We start from the raw sequence: 20,778 nt of genomic DNA, 5'->3' as shown, positions 1-20,778 counted from the left end.
CATGGCAGAGAATGTATTTGAAGCAGTCAAGCAGTCGGTCAGCACCAGAGAAGCGGCAGAGTTTTACGGGATAAAAGTCAGTCGAACTGGCATGGCCTGCTGTCCATTTCACGATGATAAGAACCCCAGTATGAAGGTAGACCAGCGTTACCACTGCTTTGGATGCGGTGCAGATGGGGATGTGATCGACTTTACCGCAAAACTCTTTGACCTCTCCCCAAAAGAAGCGGCGGAGAAACTGGCACAGGACTTTGGCCTGATCTATGACAGTCAGGCCCCTCCCCGCAGGAGGTATGTCCGGCAGAAAACCGAGGCACAGCAGTTTCGGGAGGACCGGCAGAGGTGTTATCGCATACTGTCCGATTACTACTATCTGCTGAAAAAATGGGAGGCCGACAATTCTCCCCAGACACCGGAGGAAGAACCGCACCCCCGCTTTGTGGAAGCAATCCATAAGAAAACCTATGTGGAGTACCTGCTGGATCTTTTTCTTTATGAAAGTGAAGAAGAACAAAAGGCATGGATTGCAGAACACACAGCAGAAATCACACACTTGGAAAGGAGATTGAAAATCATGGCTGAGAACAAACCCACCAACCGAGAACGACTAAGGGAAATCACAGACGGCATCGAGCAGGGCATCAAGGAACTGTTTGAGAGTGAAAAGTATATGCGCTATCTGTCCGTTATGTCCCGCTTCCACCGCTATTCGGTAAACAACACCATGCTCATCTATATGCAGAAGCCGGACGCCACTTTGGTAGCCGGATACAATAAGTGGAAAGACCAGTTTGAACGTCATGTTAAAAAGGGAGAGCATGGCATTACCATCATCGCCCCCACACCGTACAAGAAGAAAATCGAGGAGCAGAAACTGGACCCGGATACCAAGGCTCCGATTCTGGATAAAGACGGAAAGATCATCACAGAGGAAAAAGAAATCGAAATCCCCATGTTCCGCCCGGTCAAGGTCTTTGATGTGAGCCAGACTGATGGGAAACCTTTGCCGGAGCTTGCTTCCTCCCTTTCCGGCAATGTACCAAATTATGAGGCATTCATGGAGGCCCTGCGCCGCAGCGTGCCGGTGCCGATCACTTTTGAAGCAATGGCCGCCGATACGGACGGTTATTTTTCTGCCGATCATCAGAAAATCGCCATTCGTCAGGGCATGAGTGAGGTGCAGACGGTTTCAGCCACAGTACACGAGATTGCCCACAGCAAGCTCCACAATCAGAAAAAGATTCAGATTGCCAATGACGAGCAATATCAGGAGATCGAGATGTTTGATAAACCCGGTCTGTTCTCCAACGGGCGGATTGCCCGTGATGATTTGCCGGAGGGCGTTTATTGCTATGACCTGCGCGGTTCTGACTACGACCCCGGAGAGCCGGTCTGTGTAGAAGAACGAGTGGTTGTAAACCATGCAGGTTCCGTTCTGCTGACAGAGCCGCTGGAGCTGGCGGAAGATGGACGCCTGATGCTGACCGAGGAAGAAGGGCTGAATTTTGTTGGCGGCTTTTCTACCCTCGCCCAGTTTTTGCAAGAACAGAGGAAAGACCGCCACACGGAGGAAGTGGAGGCTGAAAGCATCTCCTATGCAGTCTGCAAGTATTTTGGCATCGAGACCGGAGAAAACAGCTTCGGCTATATTGCAAGCTGGAGTCGGGGCAAGGAACTGAAAGAGCTGAGAGCCAGTTTGGAGACCATCAATAAGACCTCCGGCACTTTGATCTCTGACATTGAGCGCCACTATAAGGAAATCTGCAAAGAGCGTGGAATTGACCCCAATGCAAAGGCAGAGCCGGAAACCGCCCCGATAGAGCAGCCGACCGGCAATCTAACCTACTATGTAGCAGAGTGCATGGAGTTTCCAAACCTCGGAGAATACCACGATAACCTGTCTTTGGAGGAAGCGGTCCGCATTTATCAGGAAATTCCGGCAGAGCGAATGAACGGGATCAAGGGCATTGGTTTTGAGCTGAAAGACGGAAGCGACTATGAAGGACCTTTTCCGATTTTGACCGGGCAGACCATTGACCTGGATACCATCCAGGCAATCGACTATTACCGTGACAATCCGCTGGTGCAGAAAGCGGTAAAGGAACTGGCGGCGGCCATACCGGAAATGGAGGTGCTGGGGGCGGACGCCAACCAGCAGGAGGCTTTGTTTCTGATCGACGATGCCACCTATCTTCATATCCAGCCCTGTGACAGCGGCTGGGATTATACCCTTTATGATGCTGCGTCCATGAAAGAGATGGATGGCGGTCAGATGGATATGCCGGAGCTTTCCCGCATGAAGGCAGTTCTTCAGATTTGTGATGACAACGATTTGGGCAGAGACTCGGTAAAATACGCACCGTTGTCCATGATTGAGACCTTGCAGGAAGCTGCCTATCAGCAGATGCAGGCAGAGGTCGGTCAGATGGCCGCTTCTTCCCAGCTGCCGGAGGCACAGGAGCAGGCACTGGATGAATACCCCATGCCCGATGAGCAGGTCTCCACACCGGATATGCAGGAATACGGCTACTCCTATGATGGGATGCTTCCTGTTACCAGAGAACGGGCGCTGGAACTGGATGCCGCCGATTTGACCGTCTATGTGCTGCATGAGGATAATACGGAGAGCATGGTGTTTGACCCGCAGGAAATCATGGATCATGGCGGTCTTTTTGGCGTGGATCGTGAGGAATGGGAGAAAAGCCCTCAGTTCCACGAAAAGGTCATGGAGCGTCAGGAACATCAGCAGGAACGAGAACAGGCATTTCTCTCCCAGAACAGAGATTGCTTTGCCATCTATCAGGTAAGCCGTGACGATCCGCAGAATGTGCGCTTTATGAATCTGGACTGGTTAAAGTCCCATGGCATTTCCATAGACCGCAGCAATTATGACCTAATCTACACCGCTCCGCTGAGTGAGTCTGGCACTGTGCCGGAGCAGCTGGAAAAACTCTATCAGCAATTCAATCTGGAAAAACCTGTGGACTATCACAGCCCCTCCATGAGCGTCAGCGACATCGTTGCGATCAAGCAGGACGGTAAGGTATCCTGTCATTACTGTGACAGCGTTGGTTTTACCCAGATACCCGGATTCTTGCCGCAAAATCCGCTGAAAAATGCGGAGATGGCCGTGGAGGACGATTACGGCATGATCGACGGCATCATCAACAATGGCACAAAAGAGCCTACGGTGGCAGAGCTGGAACAGCAGGCCCGAAGCGGTCAGCCCATTTCCCTGATGGACTTGGCTGACGCCGTTCATAGGGAGGAACGGGAAAAGAAAAAATCCGTTGTGGATCAGCTGAAAAGCCAGCCCAAAGCAGAACACAAAAAGACAGCACCCAAAAAGAGTGCGGAAAGGGAGATTTAATATGGGAAACTTTACTTTTGAGGAAATGAACCTGATGTGCATTTACAATACCGGCAGCCGCACCGGATTGATCGACAGCCTGCGTGAGATGCGCGGCGAGCTTTCGCCGGAGGAAACGGAACTGAGGGAACTGACCGACAGCACCCTTACGAAGCTCTGTGCGATGACCGATGAGGACTTTGCCCAGCTGGAGCTGTACCCGGATTTTGACCAGTAAACACCATAACCGCAGGGATGGGGTGGCAATTTGCCACCCCACCTTTTACCCCAAAACCGAAAGGAGGACAGAACACCATGCCAACCAAAGCTGAACTATATGCACAGATGGCGGACAAGGTGGCAACACAGCTCACGGGGAGCTGGCAGGAATGGGCGGGATTTCTCACCACTGCTTCCCGTCTTTACAAGTACCCGTTCCATGAGCAGCTGATGATCTACGCCCAGCGACCGGACGCCACCGCCTGTGCAGAGTACGATTTGTGGAATGAAAAGATGGGCCGGTATGTAAGACGCGGCTCCAAGGGGATCGCTCTGGTGGACGATTCCGGGGACAGACCGCGCCTGCGCTATGTCTTTGACATTTCCGACACCGGAACCCGTGAACATTCCCGCACTCCCTGGCTGTGGCAGCTGGAGGAGCGCCATCTGGATTCGGTGCAGGCCATGCTGGAGCGCACCTACGATGTTTCCGGTGAATACCTTGCCGGACAGCTCACCGAGGTAGCCGGAAAACTGGCTGAGGAATACTGGACAGAGCATCAGCAGGACTTTTTCTATATCGTTGACGGTTCCTTTTTGGAGGAATATGATGAGTATAACATCGGAGTGCAGTTTAAGGCAGCCGCCACCGTCAGCATCACTTATGCTTTGATGTCCCGCTGCGGACTGGAGCCGGAACGCTACTTCGACCACGAAGATTTCATGGCGATCTTTGATTTCAACACCCCGTCCACCATCGGGGCGCTGGGAACAGCGGTCAGCCAGATCAACCAGCAGGTGCTGCGGCAGATCGGCGTTACCGTCCGAAATGCAGAGCGCGAAGCCAACCAAGAAAGGAGCAAGCAAGATGAACAATCCCATGACCTACATCCAGAACGGAGACTATCTGATTCCCGACCTGAAGCTGAGCCAGCAGCCGGAGAAACCCCTGGGCAAGTACGGAAGGATGAGGAAAACCTATCTGAAGGAACACCGTCCCATCCTCTACAACCAGATGTTGCTGAGCGAGAAGCTGTACCCGCACCTTCTGGAGATCGACGAGACCGCCCAGAACAGACTGGAGCAGATGATACCCCAGCTGGCGAAGGAAGCGGAAGCCACCGAGGAACTGAAAGCCAGCAATCCCATGAAGTGGGTGGGGCTGATGAACACCTGCAAAGCCCAGGCCGAGGAAATCCTGATGGCGGAGCTTATCAACAGCTGACCCTAAACCTGTTCCTCTCCGAAGCGGAACAGATCCAATCCATAGATGAAGCAGAGAATGTAGCGCATACATCCTCTGCTTTTTCTTTTGCCCAAAATGATATTGACCATGTGCTGCGTTTGGGCGGCAATACAGACCGCCAGAGGGAGCGTGTGGTTGCAGCCTTTGAAAAGCAGAAAACCACCGCAGAAATTGCCGAGATACTGAAAACGCTGTACCACGGCGGCAACGGCCTTGGCAGTGTGAGCGCATGGTATGCCGAGGATGGTATCCATCTTTCCCATGGGAAGTCTGTCCGTTATGACAGGTCTGCCCAGGTCATTTCCTGGGAGAGCGCCGCAGAGCGTATCGGAGAGCTTTTGGAGAGCGGCCAGTTTGCCTCCAATGTAGAACTTACAGAAGCGGCAGGCTATGAACGATCCCTCCTTTCAGAAAAGCTCTGGCATCTGTACCACGATTTCAGCGAGGAAGCCAGAGAAGCCGGATATTTGTCCTGCCTGTCAGAGATCAAAGGAAATGGGTTCCCGGAGGAGACCCGCCGCCTGACGGAGCAGCTGAGTGACCCGGCTTTCCGCCAGACACTCAAGGAAGAATACGCTGCCTTCTGGACTGCCTATCAGCAGGACCGTGACCTGTTGCGTTTTCATTACCATAGACCAAGGGAGATCTGGGAGAACCTGAAGGACCTTGACCTGCCACGCAGGACCTTTTCTTCAGACCTTTCCCAAGTGCCAACCGTTCAGCGCTTCATTACCGAGGATGAGATTGACGCCGCCATAACCGGCGGCAGCAGTTTTGCCGGAGGAAAAGGTCGTATCTATGCCTTCTTCATGGAAAACCACACAGACAAAGAAAAAGTGAGATTCCTCAAAGACGAGTATGGCATTGGCGGACGCTCTCATGCACTGTCCGGCGCAACACACAGCGGTGAAGATCATGACGGGAAAGGGCTGCACTATAAAAAGCAGGACTGCCCGGATGTTCACTTGAACTGGGAAAATGTTGCCAAGCGCATTACCTCTCTTGTCCAGAAGGGCCGCTATCTTACCGAACAGGAACAGGCGCAGTATGACAAAATCCAGGCTGAAAAGGAACTGGCCGAAGAAGATGCCATCCAAGCCCAGCAGCCGGAGGTGGAGGAAGAAACTCCAAAGCCCACCCTTCGGGAGCAGTTTGAACAGTATAAGCCTGTGGTAACTGCCGCTATTTCCGAGGATGCCGCATACCGCAATGCCTGCGGTCATTCTGACCGTGAAAATGCTGTCATCGAGGGCAATGCTGCTGTGCGCCGTGCGGTCCTTGGTTCTAAGGATATGGAGCTGATCCGCCTTTATTCTGATATACCGGAGTTCCGCCAGCGTCTGCACCGGGAAGTGATCGACGAGACCTATCCAAAGCTCCATGAGCTTCTGCGCCCTCTTTCTCAGGAAGATATTGATACTGCCCTTTGTGCATGGAACGGCAATATCGAGAGTAAACACGCTGTTGTCCGCTATATGAAAGACCATGCAAGAGAAAAAGATACCGCCGCATGGCTGGCTCAGGAATACGGCGGCAGTAACAGCAACAGCCTGTTCGTTGTCCGTGCCGGCAGCCCGGAGGAAACGCAGCTGCCCTGGCCGAAGGTACAGCGCAGGCTTGCCCAGCTCATTCAGGAGGACCGGTTCTATACCGAAGAAGAACAGGACCGTTTTGACGACATCGACCCAATCGCCATCCGGGAAGCTCTGGAGGAAAGAGGGATTGTCAACGGCCAGGTGGCAGACCCGGAAAAACTGGACAATGATCCGTTTATCCAACAGGTGATGTCGGATGTAGAGCAGATCGCAGCTGCTGAGACAGAGCAGACTTCCGAAGTTGCTATTTCCGATGAGGAATATGATGCAGTTCGCCGCCCAACTCCGCAAAGAACATCCTATGACCCTGCTGCCCTGGTCTATGCCGTGGGCGATACCGTGTATATCGAGGATGACGCCTATCAGATCACCGAGCTGCGTGAGGACACCGTACAGCTTCTGCCCACCGGGATGGTATATCCCATCTACCGGGCAGAGCGCAAAGAACAGTTCGAGCAGCTGCTTCGGGCAGACCGCCGCAATGCTTACTATACCGAGTTTCTTCCTACTGACCCGGACAAGGCAGATCAGGACTTGCGGGATGTATTGGCTCATGGACTGATGGATGAAGCGGATAAAAAGAAGATTTCCACGCTGCTGCAATCCGGCAGGAGCAACAGCGAGATTGCCTACTGGCTGAGCAGAGCCTATTCCGGTGAGATCGAGACACTGAATCTGGAGACCGGCGATATTGCCGATTACCGTACCACGGCACAGGGCATAGAACTGGAAGTCATGGATGCAGAGGAAAAGCGTCTGGCTATGCTGTATTTCCGCTGGGATGAGGTTGCGCCTTTGCTGCGCGGGATGTATGCCCGTCAGCAGGACGGTTTTGGACAGGAACAGCCCCAACCGGCTACCGAATCCCCAACCTTCCATTCCGAGACCATGGCCGTCTATCCGGGCGATAAGAACAATCTGCCTTATGATGTGGTGGTGGAACGACTGCATATCGAGGAGCCGGAGCCACCAGCCCCTGTGACTGAGCCGGAGAAAACCTTTGAGGAAGTGCTGGACGAACACCCGGTTTCCATTCAGGTCAATGGCCAGTGGCAGACCTTCCCCAATGCCAAAGCTGCCGAGAAAGCCTCCTATGAGGAATACAAGGCTAACCTGCGCCGCAATGCAAAAAACTTTCGCATTACCGATGAGCATTTGGGCGAAGGCGGTCCGAAAGCCAAGTTCCAGGCAAATGTCAATGCGATTCGTTTGCTGAAAGAGCTGGAAGCTGCCGGACAGCAGGCGAGCCCCGAACAGCAGGAGGTTCTTTCTCGATACGTGGGCTGGGGCGGTCTCTCTGATGCGTTTGACCCGGAGAAACCGGCATGGGCTTTAGAGTATGCCCAGCTAAAAGAACTGCTGACCCCGGAGGAATATGCCGCCGCCAGAAGCTCTACCCTCAACGCCCATTACACCAGCCCTACGGTCATTCAGGCCATCTATGAAGCGGTGGACCGTATGGGATTTGAGACCGGAAATATTCTGGAGCCGTCTATGGGTGTGGGCAATTTCTTTGGTATGCTGCCGGAGAAAATGCGAAACAGCCGTCTGTACGGCGTGGAGCTGGACCCTGTTTCCGGGCACATCGCAAAGCAGCTCTATCCCAAGGCGGACATCACAGTAGGCGGCTTTGAGACCACCGACAGGCGTGACTTCTTTGACCTTGCCATCGGCAATGTGCCGTTCGGTCAGTATCAGGTCAACGACAAAGCCTACAACAAGTTGAATTTCAGTATTCATAACTATTTTTTTGCCAAAGCACTGGACCAGGTGCGTCCCGGCGGTGTGGTAGCTTTTGTGACCTCTCGATATACCATGGACGCCAAGGATTCCACCGTGCGCCGATATCTTGCCCAGCGTGCTGAGCTGCTGGGAGCTATCCGTCTGCCTAATGACGCGTTCAAAAAGAATGCCGGTGCCGAGGTGGTATCGGACATCATCTTCTTCCAAAAGCGGGACCACCCGTTGGACATCGTGCCGGAATGGACCCAGACCGGACAGACGGAGGACGGGTTTACCATCAACCGGTATTTTATCGACCATCCGGAAATGGTGCTGGGCAGACAGGAGCCGGTAAGCACTGCACATGGTATGGACTACACCGTGAACCCCATCGAGGGACTGAAGCTTTCCGACCAGCTGCATGATGCTGTGAAGTACATTCATGGCACTTATCAGGAGGCAGAGCTGCCGGAGCTGGGCGAAGGCGAAGCCATTGACACCTTCATTCCTGCCGATCCTAATGTGAAGAACTATTCCTATGCCATTGTAGACGGGCAGGTGTACTACCGGGAAAACAGCCGCATGGTGCGCCCGGATCTCAACACCACCGCAGAAGCCCGCGTAAAAGGTCTTGTGGGACTGCGTGATTGTGTGCAGGAACTGATCGACCTTCAGATGGATGCAGCGGTTCCGGACAGCACCATTACCCAAAAGCAGGCGGAACTGAACAGCCTGTATGACAGCTTTTCTGAAAAATATGGCCTTATCAATGACCGTGCAAACCGACTGGCCTATGCAGATGATTCTTCCTATTACCTGCTCTGTGCGCTGGAAGTCATCGACGAGGACGGAAAGCTGGAACGCAAGGCGGATATGTTCACCAAACGGACCATCAAGCCCCATCAGGCGGTGGCTGTGGTGGATACAGCAAGCGAAGCACTGGCGGTGTCTATCTCGGAAAAAGCCTGCGTGAATATGAGCTATATGAGCCAGCTTACCGGAAAAACAAAAGAAGAACTGGCCGGAGAGCTGCAAGGCGTAATCTTCCGTGTACCGGGACAGTTGGAGAAAGACGGCACACCCCATTATGTGACTGCTGATGAATACCTTTCCGGCAATGTACGCCGCAAACTGCGTCAGGCGCAGCGGGCGGCACAGCAGGACCCGGTTTATGCAGTCAATGTGGAAGCTCTTACCGCCGCCCAGCCCAAAGACCTGGATGCGTCGGAGATCGAGGTGCGTCTGGGCGCTACCTGGATCGACAAAGAGTACATCCAGCAGTTTATGTACGAGACCTTCAACACCCCGTTTTATCTCCAGCGCAGTATCGAGGTCAACTATTCGTCCTTTACCGCTGAATGGCAGATCAAGGGGAAATCTTCTGTATCTTACAACGATGTGGCAGCCTACACCACCTACGGAACCAGCCGTGCCAACGCCTACAAGATTTTGGAGGACAGCCTGAATCTGCGAGATGTCCGTATCTATGACACCATAGAGGACGCAGACGGAAAAGAGCGCCGCATGCTGAACGCCAAGGAGACCACCCTGGCTGCTCAAAAACAGCAGGCGATCCGGGAAGCCTTTAGGGACTGGATCTGGAGAGACCCGGAGCGCCGCCAGACTTTGGTGCGCCAGTACAACGAAGAAATGAACTCTACCCGTCCCCGTGAGTATGATGGAAGCCATATCACTTTTGGCGGCATGAACCCAGCCATTACCCTGCGGGAACACCAGAAAAGCGCCATCGCCCATGTGCTGTATGGAGGAAATACCCTGTTGGCACATGAAGTAGGCGCAGGCAAAACTTTTGAGATGGTGGCCGCTGCGATGGAAGCCAAACGCCTGGGACTGTGCCAGAAATCTCTCTTTGTGGTTCCCAACCACCTGACTGAGCAGTGGGCATCGGAGTTTCTGCGCCTCTATCCTTCTGCCAACATCTTAGTCACAACCAAAAAGGACTTTGAGACCCATAACCGCAAGAAGTTCTGCGCCCGTATTGCGACCGGTGACTACGACGCCATCATCATGGGACACAGCCAGTTTGAGCGTATCCCCATCAGCCGGGAGCGTCAGGAACGGCTTCTCTATGAGCAGATCGACGAGATCACCGAGGGTATCGCAGAGGTGCAGGCCAGCGGCGGCGAGCGTTTTACCGTCAAGCAGCTGGAGCGTACCAGAAAGTCTCTGGAAGCCAGACTGGAAAAGCTGCAAGCCGAGGGGCGAAAAGATGATGTGGTAACTTTTGAGCAGCTGGGTGTGGACCGGCTGTTTGTGGACGAGGCCCACAACTACAAGAACCTGTTTTTATACACAAAAATGCGGAATGTGGCTGGTCTTTCCACATCGGACGCGCAGAAATCCTCCGATATGTTTGCCAAGTGCCGCTATATGGATGAGATCACCGGAAACCGTGGCGTGATCTTTGCCACCGGTACACCGGTCAGCAACTCCATGACCGAGCTTTACACCATGCAGCGTTATCTTCAATATGAACGCCTGCAAGAACTGAACATGACCCACTTCGACTGCTGGGCTTCCCGATTTGGGGAGACCGTCACAGCATTGGAGCTGGCACCGGAGGGCTATACTTTAGTAGGACGATAAATAATGCGTTCCTAAATTGAAAATAGGTTATCAAAGTCGGTTGCAGAATTTCAAAAAATATTTTTTTGATTCTTTGAAAAACAGTTCCGCTTTGTATCCCTATTTTCTCCTATTGGTAGAGGGAGTAATACTTTTAATACCAAAACAGATTACATAAAGAAAGGAGGATAAGAGAATGTCAAGGACTTCAAAGATTACAGCACTCTATGAGCGTTTATCAAGAGATGATGACCTCAATGGTGAGTCAAATTCAATCACCAACCAAAAGAAATACTTGGAAGATTATGCTCGCAGAAATGGGTTCACGAATATTCGCCATTTTACTGACGATGGTTTTTCGGGTGTGAATTTCAATCGTCCGAGTTTTCAAGAACTGATTAAGGAAGTAGAAGCAGGAAATGTCGCAACGATTATTGTTAAGGATATGAGCCGATTAGGACGAAACTATCTGCAAGTCGGCTTTTATACGGAAGTTCTGTTCCCACAGAAAGATGTCCGTTTTCTTGCAATAAACAACAGTATTGACAGCAACAATGCTTCGGATAATGACTTTGCCCCGTTTTTGAATATAATGAACGAGTGGTATGCCAAAGACACAAGCAATAAAATCAAGGCTGTGTTTGATGCCCGTATGAAAGACGGAAAGCGATGTAGCGGTTCTATTCCCTATGGATATAACCGATTAGCAACCGACAAACAAACGCTTGTCGTTGACCCTGTGGCTTCTGAGGTGGTAAAGCGTATCTTTCTGCTTGCCAACGAGGGCAAAAGTCCGAGAGCAATCGCTGAATTGCTTACCGAAGAAAAGGTTTTAATTCCGGCAGCACACGCAAAGGAATATCACCCCGAACAGTATAATGGAACGAAGTTTTCAGACCCATATACTTGGGGAATGTCAACCATAAGAGCGATTTTGAGCAGACAGGAATATCTTGGTCATACTGTTTTGCGTAAGTCGGTCAGCACCAATTTCAAACTGCACAAAAGGAAAAATACCGATGAAGATGAACAGTATGTATTTTATAATACGCACGAGCCTATCATCTCGCAGGAACTTTGGGACAGCGTTCAGAAGCGAAAGAAACGAGCCAACAGAACAGCGGCAAGAGGAACGCACAGCAATCGTTTAAGCGGTTATCTGTTCTGTGCTGACTGTGGCAGAAGAATGACCTTGCAAACGCATTACAGTAAAAAAGACCGTTCGTTACAGTATTCTTACCGTTGCGGTGGGTATGCCAGCAGAGTAAACTCCTGCACTGCCCATTCGATTAGTGCTGATAATGTTGAAGCCTTGATATTATCGACTGTAAAACGATTATCAAGATTTGTTCTGAATGACGAAGAAGCCTTTGCAAAGGAACTTCAAGTATTGTGGAACGAAAAGCAGACAGAAAAGCCAAAGCACAATAAATCGGAGTTGCAGCGTTTTCAGAAGCGATACGATGAACTGTCAAAACTTATTCGTGGGTTGTATGAAAATCTTGTTTCGGGATTACTGCCCGAAAGACAGTACAAGCAACTAATGAAGCAGTATGATGATGAGCAGGCTGAACTGGAAACGAAAATTGAGGAAATGCAAAAGGAACTGACCGAAGAAAAGGCGAATACGGTTGATATTAAGCATTTCATTTCTTTGATACGCAAGTGCAAAGAGCCGACAGAAATTTCCGATTTGATGTTTGCCGAACTCATTGACAAGATTGTGGTTTATGAAGCAGAGGGTGTGGGAAAAGCAAGGACACAAAAGGTTGATATTTATTTCAACTATGTGGGGCAGGTCGATATTGCCTACACAGAAGAAGAACTTGCTGAAATCAAGGCACAGGAAGAACAGATTGAAATGGAACGACTGGCAAAACAGCGTGAGCGTGAAAAAGTTTACCGAGAGAAGCGAAAGGCGAAAAAACTCGCTGAAAACGGTGGAGAAATCGTAAAAGCAAAGGTATGCCCCCATTGTCAAAAGGAGTTTGTACCTACAAGCAACCGACAGATATTCTGTTCAAAGGATTGTTGCTATCAGGCAAGGCAAGACCAAAAGAAAGCCGACAGAGAAGCAGAAAAAGGAAATCATTATTATCGTCAGCGTGTCTGTGCTGTGTGTGGCAGTACCTACTGGCCTACACACAGTCAGCAGAAATTCTGTTCCGAAGAATGTCAAAAACAAAATCACAACGAAAAATCTTTGGAATTTTACCATAAGAAGCAAAAGGAGAAATCAAAATGCAAAGATTTATTACAGACGAAAGAACCGGTATCCAGTACGAACTCATCGGAGATTATTACTATCCCTGCTTGACGATAGAAAACGAAGAACCGCCCACTCTCACAAAATACGGAAGAATGAGGGAAAGATATTTAAGGGAACACAGGAAAATCTTGTATATCAATCTGCTTACAAGCGGAAAGTTATATGAACACCTTGCCGATATTGATACTTCGGCGTGTGATATGGCGGAGTATCTGATAAAGGAAATGGCAAGAAAGCAGGGTGTGACGGAAGAACTGAAAGGAAAGGATATGATGAAATGGATAGGATTGATGAACAATATCCGAGCCTGTGCAGATGAGATTGTATTGAACGATATTGTGTATTCTTAATAGCATACCAGCCGAAAAGGAACTGCTGTCTTAACGGATGGCAGTTTTTCTTTTTCGGGAAGTATTTAAGAAGTTATTAAGTCGTGAGTATAATCGAAGTGGCTAAGTTGAAAAATTCACAAAAATATGGTACAATACGTCTAAATCAGCGAGATAAATCCGAAGTTGTGGAGGTAAAATATAGATGAATCAAGGTAGAATTATTGTAATCACAGGTGCGCCGGGGACAGGAAAAACTACAACGGCATCTGTTGTTGCAAAAGAATCAGATTTGGAAAAGTCTGTACATATGCACACAGATGACTTTTATCATTATTTGAGTAAAGGGGCAATACCACCGCATTTGCCAGAATCAAATGAGCAAAATTTGATTGTCATTGAAGCGTTTTTAGAAGCTGCGAAGCGATATGCTCGTGGTGGATATGATGTAATTGTAGATGGCATTGTAGGACCGTGGTTTTTAGAGCCGTGGCTCAACATTGTTCAAGAGCATTATGAAGTACACTATATCGTTTTAAGGGCAAGTAAAGAAGAAACCATGAAGCGAGCTATCGAACGCTCAAAGTTAGACAGAGAAACAAATATTGAATTAGTTGAAACAATGTGGAATCAATTTTCCAATTTAGGAATCTATGAATTAAATGTTATAGATACAACTGCGCATTCAATCAAAGATACTGTTTCAGCAGTAAAAGAAAAAATAGTAAGCGGTACGGCCTTACTATTTTAGACAATTATTGGTGGTAAGTTTGTTAAAATTAGAACATTCAAATTGCCTAATCAAGAATTGCCAGAAAATGTTTATTATTATGACTCTATTTAGTTATTAAGAATGAGGTGCAAAGATGGATATTATAAGTAGAAAATACATAAATGAAGGCTTTAATAGTAAGGCATATATTATAAATGATGATTATATTTTACTTGATGGAGTAAATCAAAATTCATATAAAAACTATCAAAAATATGTGAACGTAATTAATCAAATAAGTAATGTTAAATCGTTGGAAATACCAAGAATTATTGAATTGATTGAGCCTTGCGAAGAATATCCAAATGGCGCATTAATTTATAAAATGATTAAAGGACATACTTTTAGAAAAGAACATATTGAAATAGTTAATTTAGATAATATTGCTAAAAAACTCGCTGAATTTATGGATGAATTATATGAAATAAGAGTTGATTTTGATAAAGATGAATATATAAAAAATGAATTAGAAATAACTGAACAAAGTGTTATTGAATTAAAAGAATATTTAAGTGAATCTAATTATGAAAAAATATTATCTTGGTTTAATGAATATAAAAACTATTTATTAACATTTAATGATTATCATTTTATACACGGAGATTTATGGTATGAGAATTATATTCTTAACGATAATAACGAATTAGTTGGAATAGTGGATTTTGAAGGCTCTGGTATGGGTGATCCTGCTTATGATATTGCTGCACTTTATTATTTAGGAACAGGTTTTATAAATAAGGTATTAAGTTATTATAAATATACAGATGAAGATTTAATCAAAAGAGTATCAATGTTAATAAAGGCACGTGAAATTGCTGATTTTGATGATATGGTTAAAAACTATCCGGAAGAAGTAGAAGAACAAGTTGATAAAATAAAGAAAGTTTTATAAATGGTGGTACAAATGGATATATATGAGTTAATGAAACAAGTTAATGAATGGGTTAAAGAAATATTACAAGATAATTATGTTGGAGTTTATTTTCACGGCTCATTAAGATTAGGAAGTTTTAATCCGAATAAATCTGATTTAGACTTTATTATAGTTGTAAAAGAAAAAATAAATTCAGAAACAAAACAATTTATTTGGGATAAAATGTTAGAAAATGAGCAATTATTTCCTAAAAAAGGTTTTGAATTTAGTGTTGTACTAGAAGATAATTGTAGAAATATAAAACATCCAATACCTTACGAACTTCACGGTAGCAGAGATTGGATAGAAAGATATAAGGAAGATAAAACAATAGTCATCAATGATGATTATAAAGTTGACCCTGATCTAGCAAGTCATTTCAATGTTATAAATGTTCCAAATGATAAGATGGATTTTGGTAAGCCATCAAAAGAAGTGTTTTCAAAAGTACCAAAGGAATACATTATTGATTCCAATTATTCTGATACATTAGATTGTGTAGAAGAAATTGTGAATAATCCCGTATATTGTATTTTAAACCTTTGTAGATTTTATGCACTAATCAGAGATGATTTAACTTTATCAAAATATGATGGTGGTAAATGGGCATTAGAAAATATGGATTCAAATTATAATGATGTTATTAAAAATGCTATGGAAGATTATTTAAGTGATACAAATAATAGTTATGATAATACAAGATTAAAGGAATTTGCTGGGGAAGCAATTAGTTTAATTAATGATTGTGTAAATACTAATAAAATTAGAAAATAAAATAGTAGATGGAGTTGAGATAGATGGAATATAAATTATTAGAAGAACAAGATTTGGAACTTATGCTAGATTTTGTTGATGATGAAAATACAAAATATAATGTAGATGTTTTAAAAAAATTTATAGATAATAAAAATGATTTTGGATTTATTGCAAAGATAAATAATAAGATAGTAGGTTTTGCTTTTGGTTATATTTTATTAAAACCAGATGGAAGAAAAGTATTCTATCTTGACGCTATTGATGTTATGCCAGACTTTCAAGGCAAAGGTTATGGAACAGGTTTAATATCATTTGCTCGTGATTATGCTAAAACTATTGATTGTTATGAAATGTTTTTAATAACAAATAGAAGTAATATTTCTGCTTGTAAATGTTATGAAAAAGCAGGAGGAATAAATGACGCAGATGATGAAGTAGTGTATGTGTATGATTTTAGGGAGGAAAATTAATGGAAATAGTACAAGATAAAATAAGAATAAGAACTTTGACAAATGATGATTTTCCTTTAATGCTAAAATGGTTAACTGATGATAGAGTATTAGAATTTTATGGTGGTAGAGATAAAAAATATACATTAGAATCATTAAAAGAGCATTATACTGAAAAATGGGAAGATGAAGTATTTAGAGTAATTATAGAATATGATAATGTTCCTATTGGATATGGACAAGTATATAAAATGTATGATGAACTTTATTCTGATTATCATTATCCAAAAACAAATGAAATAGTTTATGGAATGGATCAGTTTATAGGAGAACCTGAATATTGGAGTAAAGGCATTGGCTCAAAATATACAAAAATGATTTTTGAGTTTTTAAAAAAAGAAAGAAATGCTAATGCAGTTATTTTAGACCCTCATAAGAATAATCCAAGAGCAATTAGGTCATATCAGAAATCTGGATTTAGAATAATTGAAGATTTGCCAGAACACGAGTTGCACGAGGGTAAAAAAGAAGATTGCTATTTAATGGAATATAGGTATGATGATAATGTTACAAATGTTAAAGCAATGAAATACTTAATAGAACATTACTTTGAAGATTTTAAAGTTGAAAGTATTAAGGTAATTGGTAGTGGATATGATAGTGTAGCATATTTAGTAAATGGAGAATACATATTTAAAACAAAATTTAGTGCTAATAAGAAAAAAGGATATGAAAAAGAAAAAGCAATTTATGATTTCTTAAATCAAAGATTAAATACTAATATAAAAATACCAAATGTAAAATATTCATATTTTAGTGATGATATTTCTATATTAGGTTATAAAGAAATAAAAGGAACTTTTTTAACACCAGAAATATATTTTGCTTTATCAAAAGAAAAGCAAGAATTATTAAAGCAAGATATTGCTATGTTTTTAAGACAAATGCACGATTTAGATTATAGTGAAATAAGTTTGTATACGATAGACAATAAACAAAATGTTTTGGAAGAATATCAATTACTCAAAGACACAATATATGATAGTCTTACTGATATTGAAAAACAATATGTAGAAGACTTTATGCAAAGATTACATAGTACAACTATATTTGATGGTAAAAAATGCTTATGCCATAATGATTTTAGTTGTAATCATTTATTACTTGATGATGAAAATAGATTATGTGGTGTAATAGATTTTGGAGATTCTGGAATTATAGATGAATACTGTGATTTCATATATTTGCTAGAAGATAGTGAAGAAGAAATTGGCGTGTCTTTTGGAGAAGATATATTAAGATTATACGGAAATATTGATATTTCAAAAGCAAAGGAATATCAAGATGTTGTAGAACAATATTATCCAATAGAAACTATTGTATATGGTATTAAAAATAATAGACCTGATTTTATAGAAAAAGGTAGAAAAGAGATTTATATAAGAACTCGCAAAGATGAAAAATTAAGGAAGTGATGATATGGTTAAAAACTATCCGGAAGAAGTAGAAGAACAAGTTGATAAAATAAAGAAAGTTTTATAAATGGTGGTACAAATGGATATATATGATTTAATGAAACAAGTTAATGACGCATTCAATCAAAGATACTGTTTCAGCAGTAAAAGAAAAAATAGTAAGCGGTACGGCTTTACTATTTTAGACAATCCCAGTTTGTCAGTATCTTAAATAGAATATATGTGACAGAAAACATCGTAGAAATACGGTGTTTTCTGTTACCCAAAACCCCACAATTTCATACATAACCACAGGTTAGTACGAATACCTTGTGTGATTTTTTGAAAGGCTTAGAAAGGCAATTTTGCCCGATTTTCGCCCCGAAAAATGACAGAAACAAGGCAGTAAGTATCTTCCCTGTGGTTTTTTTGTTTTCAGGCGGAAAGGAGGATTGATATGCCGAGAATGAGCAAGAAACGGAAACAAGAGTGGGCGTTGTTTCTGAATGAAAGAAATCGCATTACCTACAACGAACTTTGCAGAAAGTGCAGTAATGACTGCAAGCAGAGTTTCCGCTGTATCGTAGTGCTTTGCCCGAAGTATTTATCGAAAAGGAGAACGAAGAACAATGAAGCAGACGGAAAATGAAATGAATGTAAATGTACCTCTTGAAGTTATCAAGGCAAGTGAAATCGAACCGAAAGAAGTGAAATGGCTGTGGTATCCGTATATTCCGTTCGGCAAGGTTACGCTGTTGCAGGGCGATCCGGGCGATGGAAAAAGCAAGTTAATGCTTTCCATTGCCGCCCTACTCTCTAAGGGCGAACCTCTGCCCTTTACTGAAACGGAAGAAACCGAGCCTATGACTATCATCTATCAGACAACGGAAGATGACGCAGACGATACGGTAGTACCCCGATTTAATTCAGCCGGTGGGAATGGAGAAAATCTTATCTTCATCAAGGAAGATGAAAAGTCTTTATCCTTTGGGGATAACCGTATTGCTGAAGCAATCGAAAGGTATCACGCAAAACTTTTAATTCTTGACCCGATGAGTTCCTATATCGGAGAGAACTGTTCAATGAACAATGCCAACGAAACACGAGCAGAGTTTAATCATCTGATTGCGGTTGCGAAGAATACTGGCTGTGCAATCGTGATTATCGCTCATATGAACAAGATGAGAGATACCAATCCACTTTATCGTACCAATGGTTCTATTGATATTGCGGGTGCTGCAAGAAGTATTCTTGCAATCACACGCACACCGAACAAAGAAGCACCAGCGGAAAGATATATGGTGCAAGTGAAATCCAACCTTGCCCCGACAGGCTCTGCAATTCTCTTTGAGGTTGCAGAAAAAGGAGTGGACTTTATCTCTGAAATGGAAATGACAGCAGAAGAAGCGTTCCAATCCCTTGCCCCTAAAATGGGCAGACCGAACGATAAGGAAATCAAGGCAAAAGAATTTCTTTTGGAAATGCTGAAAGACGGAGAAATGCTTTCTTCGGATTGCGAAGAAAGACTTGAAGCCGCAGGGTTCAAGAAATCGACCATCAAAAAGGCAAAGAAGAAAGCAGGAGTTATCTCCAAAAAGAAAGGCTTTCTGTGGTACTGGTCTTTGCCGATGGGCGATATACCGAGAGAATAATGCAGGCTGTCTGATGAGTGGACAGTCTGTTTTTATGATTGAGGTATCATAAGGAGGTCAAGGGGGAACTCCCTTGCCCACGACATCTTTGCAGACGAAGTCTGAAAGTGTCATAGTGGGTTACACACATTCAAAGAATGTTGTGTAATGGCTTCGCCCCTGTCTGGAAAGGAGAGTAAAATGGCAAAAACCAACAAGGCAGATATGAGTTGTGCAAGGGTAAAACAGTACACCGCTTCTGATGTGAGCAAGGCGGAAAGGCACAACGAACGCAAGAATGAAACCTATGAAAATATGAATGTAATTGTGGAACGAATACCCTTTAATGTGCATTTCAAAAAACCGACTGCCCCGACCTATATGGAACAGTTAAAGCAGATGGAAACAGACGGGCAGGTGTCGCTTCGTGGGTTAAGGAAAGACGCAACACTCTTTAATGAGATTGTGATTGATGTGAACACGATGTACTTCGAGCGTAACGGTGGTTATGAATACGCAAAGCAGTTTTATGAAGAAGCCTATCATTTCATCGAAGAAAAATTCGGTGCTGACAATGTTATATCGGCAGTAATGCACGCTGATGAAATCAATGTAGCGGCAACCGAAGAACTTGGAAAAGAGGTTTACCACTATCATCTTCACGCTATGGTTCTGCCTGTGGTGGAGAAAGAAATCTTATGGAGTAAGCGTTGCAAAGACCCCGAACTGCGAGGAACGGTCAAGGCGGTTGTTAATCAGATAAGCCATTCAAAGAAATGGAAATCGGATATTCCGCTGACCGATGAAAAAGGAAATCCATTGCTAAGAAAGAACGGGAAACCGATGTTCCGAGCTTCGTACAGCATACTGCAAGATGAGTTGTTTCACTATATGACGGAACAAGGGTTCAAAGGCTTTCAGCGTGGCGAATACGGAAGTACGGCAGAGCATTTGACTTCCCTGCAATATCAAATCAAACAGGATAAAGAGCGATTGGAGAAGTTGCAGAAGCGTATTCAAAAGGAACAGGTTAAGTATGAGCCTGCCCGTCATATTTCCAAAACCTTAAACGAGATTGACAGTATGGGGCAGAAAACAATCACAGGTAAAATGGCAATCTCCAAAGAGGATTATTCTGAGCTGACTTCCCTTGCCAAAGAGGGCATTACCAGTCGTGCGGAAATCAATAAATTGGAGCAGAGTGCAAATTATTACCGACAGAAATATTTTGACAGTGCAAATGCACTGGAAAGAATGAAAACCAAATACAACGAACTGAAAGAAAAGTGCAGACCTTTTCTTGAAGCGTTGGAGCATTTCCCCGAAGTTGCTAAACTTTTTACCGAAAAAGTGAAGCAACTTTTTTCTTTTAAGGAAGCACAGGAACGAGCCGAAAAAGAAGCAAGGGAAAAAGAAAGACAGGAGCGTATCAAGGCACGAAGAAACAAGCGTGGTATGGAAAGATAACCATTTCCATTGTACTTGCAA

General features: G+C 44.6%; 14 protein-coding genes and 2 pseudogenes. 15 read left to right on the top strand and 1 reads right to left on the bottom strand.

The window, feature by feature from the left end; genetic code table 11:
* Position 1: 1 nt before the first annotated feature.
* Together H8705_RS09770 and H8705_RS09765 are read left to right on the top strand one after the other, a co-directional pair.
* A complete protein-coding gene (locus H8705_RS09770) occupies positions 2 to 3,370 on the top strand; it encodes an LPD28 domain-containing protein (RefSeq protein WP_154520287.1) in 3,369 nt (1,122 codons plus the stop codon).
* A gap of 1 nt (position 3,371) precedes the next feature.
* Positions 3,372 to 3,587, top strand: coding sequence for a transposon-transfer assisting family protein (locus H8705_RS09765; RefSeq protein WP_062807348.1), 216 nt, complete (start codon positions 3,372 to 3,374; stop codon positions 3,585 to 3,587).
* A 95-nt stretch (positions 3,588 to 3,682) separates the two neighbouring features.
* Here the strand turns inward: H8705_RS09765 and H8705_RS09760 are convergent, their stop codons facing one another.
* On the bottom strand, positions 3,683 to 4,450 hold the full coding sequence (locus tag H8705_RS09760) for a hypothetical protein (protein WP_242971754.1): 768 nt from the start codon (positions 4,448 to 4,450) through the stop codon (positions 3,683 to 3,685).
* Here H8705_RS09760 and H8705_RS09755 point away from each other — a divergent pair.
* The 13 genes and pseudogenes from H8705_RS09755 (at position 4,437) to H8705_RS09695 (ending at position 20,757) form a co-directional block, all read left to right on the top strand.
* The gene (locus H8705_RS09755; RefSeq protein ID WP_242971753.1) at positions 4,437 to 4,793 is read left to right on the top strand and encodes a TnpV protein; all 357 of its coding nucleotides are present in this window, start codon (positions 4,437 to 4,439) and stop codon (positions 4,791 to 4,793) included. The two genes, H8705_RS09760 and H8705_RS09755, sit on opposite strands and share 14 nt — an antisense overlap.
* An 830-nt stretch (positions 4,794 to 5,623) precedes the next feature.
* Positions 5,624 to 10,717 (top strand): annotated as a pseudogene (locus tag H8705_RS09750) (SNF2-related protein); the annotation flags it as partial.
* Positions 10,718 to 10,913: 196 nt separating this feature from the next.
* Positions 10,914 to 13,034, top strand: coding sequence for a recombinase family protein (locus H8705_RS09745; protein ID WP_004452872.1), 2,121 nt, complete (start codon positions 10,914 to 10,916; stop codon positions 13,032 to 13,034).
* Positions 12,959 to 13,336, top strand: a complete 378-nt coding sequence (locus H8705_RS09740) for a TnpV protein (RefSeq protein ID WP_032511034.1) — start codon at positions 12,959 to 12,961, stop codon at positions 13,334 to 13,336. The genes H8705_RS09745 and H8705_RS09740 overlap by 76 nt, the downstream gene beginning before the upstream one ends.
* A gap of 184 nt (positions 13,337 to 13,520) precedes the next feature.
* Positions 13,521 to 14,066, top strand: a complete 546-nt coding sequence (locus tag H8705_RS09735; RefSeq protein ID WP_004452869.1) for an AAA family ATPase — start codon at positions 13,521 to 13,523, stop codon at positions 14,064 to 14,066.
* A gap of 115 nt (positions 14,067 to 14,181) precedes the next feature.
* Positions 14,182 to 14,979, top strand: coding sequence for an aminoglycoside phosphotransferase family protein (locus tag H8705_RS09730; protein ID WP_004452867.1), 798 nt, complete (start codon positions 14,182 to 14,184; stop codon positions 14,977 to 14,979).
* A gap of 12 nt (positions 14,980 to 14,991) precedes the next feature.
* Positions 14,992 to 15,774: a DUF4111 domain-containing protein gene (locus H8705_RS09725; protein ID WP_021391159.1), complete on the top strand. Its 783-nt coding sequence runs from the start codon at positions 14,992 to 14,994 to the stop codon at positions 15,772 to 15,774.
* 23 nt (positions 15,775 to 15,797) lie between these two features.
* Positions 15,798 to 16,226: a GNAT family N-acetyltransferase gene (locus H8705_RS09720; RefSeq protein ID WP_004452860.1), complete on the top strand. Its 429-nt coding sequence runs from the start codon at positions 15,798 to 15,800 to the stop codon at positions 16,224 to 16,226.
* Positions 16,226 to 16,750, top strand: a pseudogene (gene aac(6')-I / locus H8705_RS09715) (AAC(6')-Ie family aminoglycoside N-acetyltransferase); the annotation flags it as partial. The gene H8705_RS09720 and the pseudogene aac(6')-I, both read left to right, overlap by 1 nt.
* Before the next feature lie 39 nt (positions 16,751 to 16,789).
* Positions 16,790 to 17,680 (top strand): APH(2'')-Ia/If/Ih family aminoglycoside O-phosphotransferase, encoded by an 891-nt coding sequence (gene aph(2'')-I / locus H8705_RS09710; protein WP_231299036.1) that lies wholly within the window; start codon positions 16,790 to 16,792, stop codon positions 17,678 to 17,680.
* A gap of 436 nt (positions 17,681 to 18,116) precedes the next feature.
* Entirely contained in the window at positions 18,117 to 18,308 is a 192-nt protein-coding gene (locus H8705_RS09705) for a hypothetical protein (RefSeq protein ID WP_044906491.1), read from the top strand.
* Entirely contained in the window at positions 18,289 to 19,311 is a 1,023-nt protein-coding gene (locus tag H8705_RS09700; protein WP_004452858.1) for an AAA family ATPase, read from the top strand. The genes H8705_RS09705 and H8705_RS09700 overlap by 20 nt, the downstream gene beginning before the upstream one ends.
* Positions 19,312 to 19,491: 180 nt before the next feature.
* A complete protein-coding gene (locus H8705_RS09695; RefSeq protein WP_021391154.1) occupies positions 19,492 to 20,757 on the top strand; it encodes a plasmid recombination protein in 1,266 nt (421 codons plus the stop codon).
* Positions 20,758 to 20,778 lie beyond the last annotated feature (21 nt).

Source organism: Youxingia wuxianensis (assembly GCF_014385085.1).
Taxonomy (GTDB): Bacteria; Bacillota; Clostridia; order Oscillospirales; family Ruminococcaceae; genus Youxingia; species Youxingia wuxianensis.
Note: the sequence above shows the minus strand (reverse complement) of the source record. Positions and strands in the feature narration are given on the sequence as shown.

Coding starts and splice junctions, on each gene's coding strand:
- H8705_RS09770 (WP_154520287.1), top strand. CDS start 2: ATGGCAGAGAATGTATTTGAAGCAGTCAAGCAGTCGGTCAGCACCAGA.
- H8705_RS09765 (WP_062807348.1), top strand. CDS start 3,372: ATGGGAAACTTTACTTTTGAGGAAATGAACCTGATGTGCATTTACAAT.
- H8705_RS09755 (WP_242971753.1), top strand. CDS start 4,437: ATGAACAATCCCATGACCTACATCCAGAACGGAGACTATCTGATTCCC.
- H8705_RS09760 (WP_242971754.1), bottom strand. CDS start 4,450: ATGGGATTGTTCATCTTGCTTGCTCCTTTCTTGGTTGGCTTCGCGCTC.
- H8705_RS09745 (WP_004452872.1), top strand. CDS start 10,914: ATGTCAAGGACTTCAAAGATTACAGCACTCTATGAGCGTTTATCAAGA.
- H8705_RS09740 (WP_032511034.1), top strand. CDS start 12,959: ATGCAAAGATTTATTACAGACGAAAGAACCGGTATCCAGTACGAACTC.
- H8705_RS09735 (WP_004452869.1), top strand. CDS start 13,521: ATGAATCAAGGTAGAATTATTGTAATCACAGGTGCGCCGGGGACAGGA.
- H8705_RS09730 (WP_004452867.1), top strand. CDS start 14,182: ATGGATATTATAAGTAGAAAATACATAAATGAAGGCTTTAATAGTAAG.
- H8705_RS09725 (WP_021391159.1), top strand. CDS start 14,992: ATGGATATATATGAGTTAATGAAACAAGTTAATGAATGGGTTAAAGAA.
- H8705_RS09720 (WP_004452860.1), top strand. CDS start 15,798: ATGGAATATAAATTATTAGAAGAACAAGATTTGGAACTTATGCTAGAT.
- H8705_RS09705 (WP_044906491.1), top strand. CDS start 18,117: ATGCCGAGAATGAGCAAGAAACGGAAACAAGAGTGGGCGTTGTTTCTG.
- H8705_RS09700 (WP_004452858.1), top strand. CDS start 18,289: ATGAAGCAGACGGAAAATGAAATGAATGTAAATGTACCTCTTGAAGTT.
- H8705_RS09695 (WP_021391154.1), top strand. CDS start 19,492: ATGGCAAAAACCAACAAGGCAGATATGAGTTGTGCAAGGGTAAAACAG.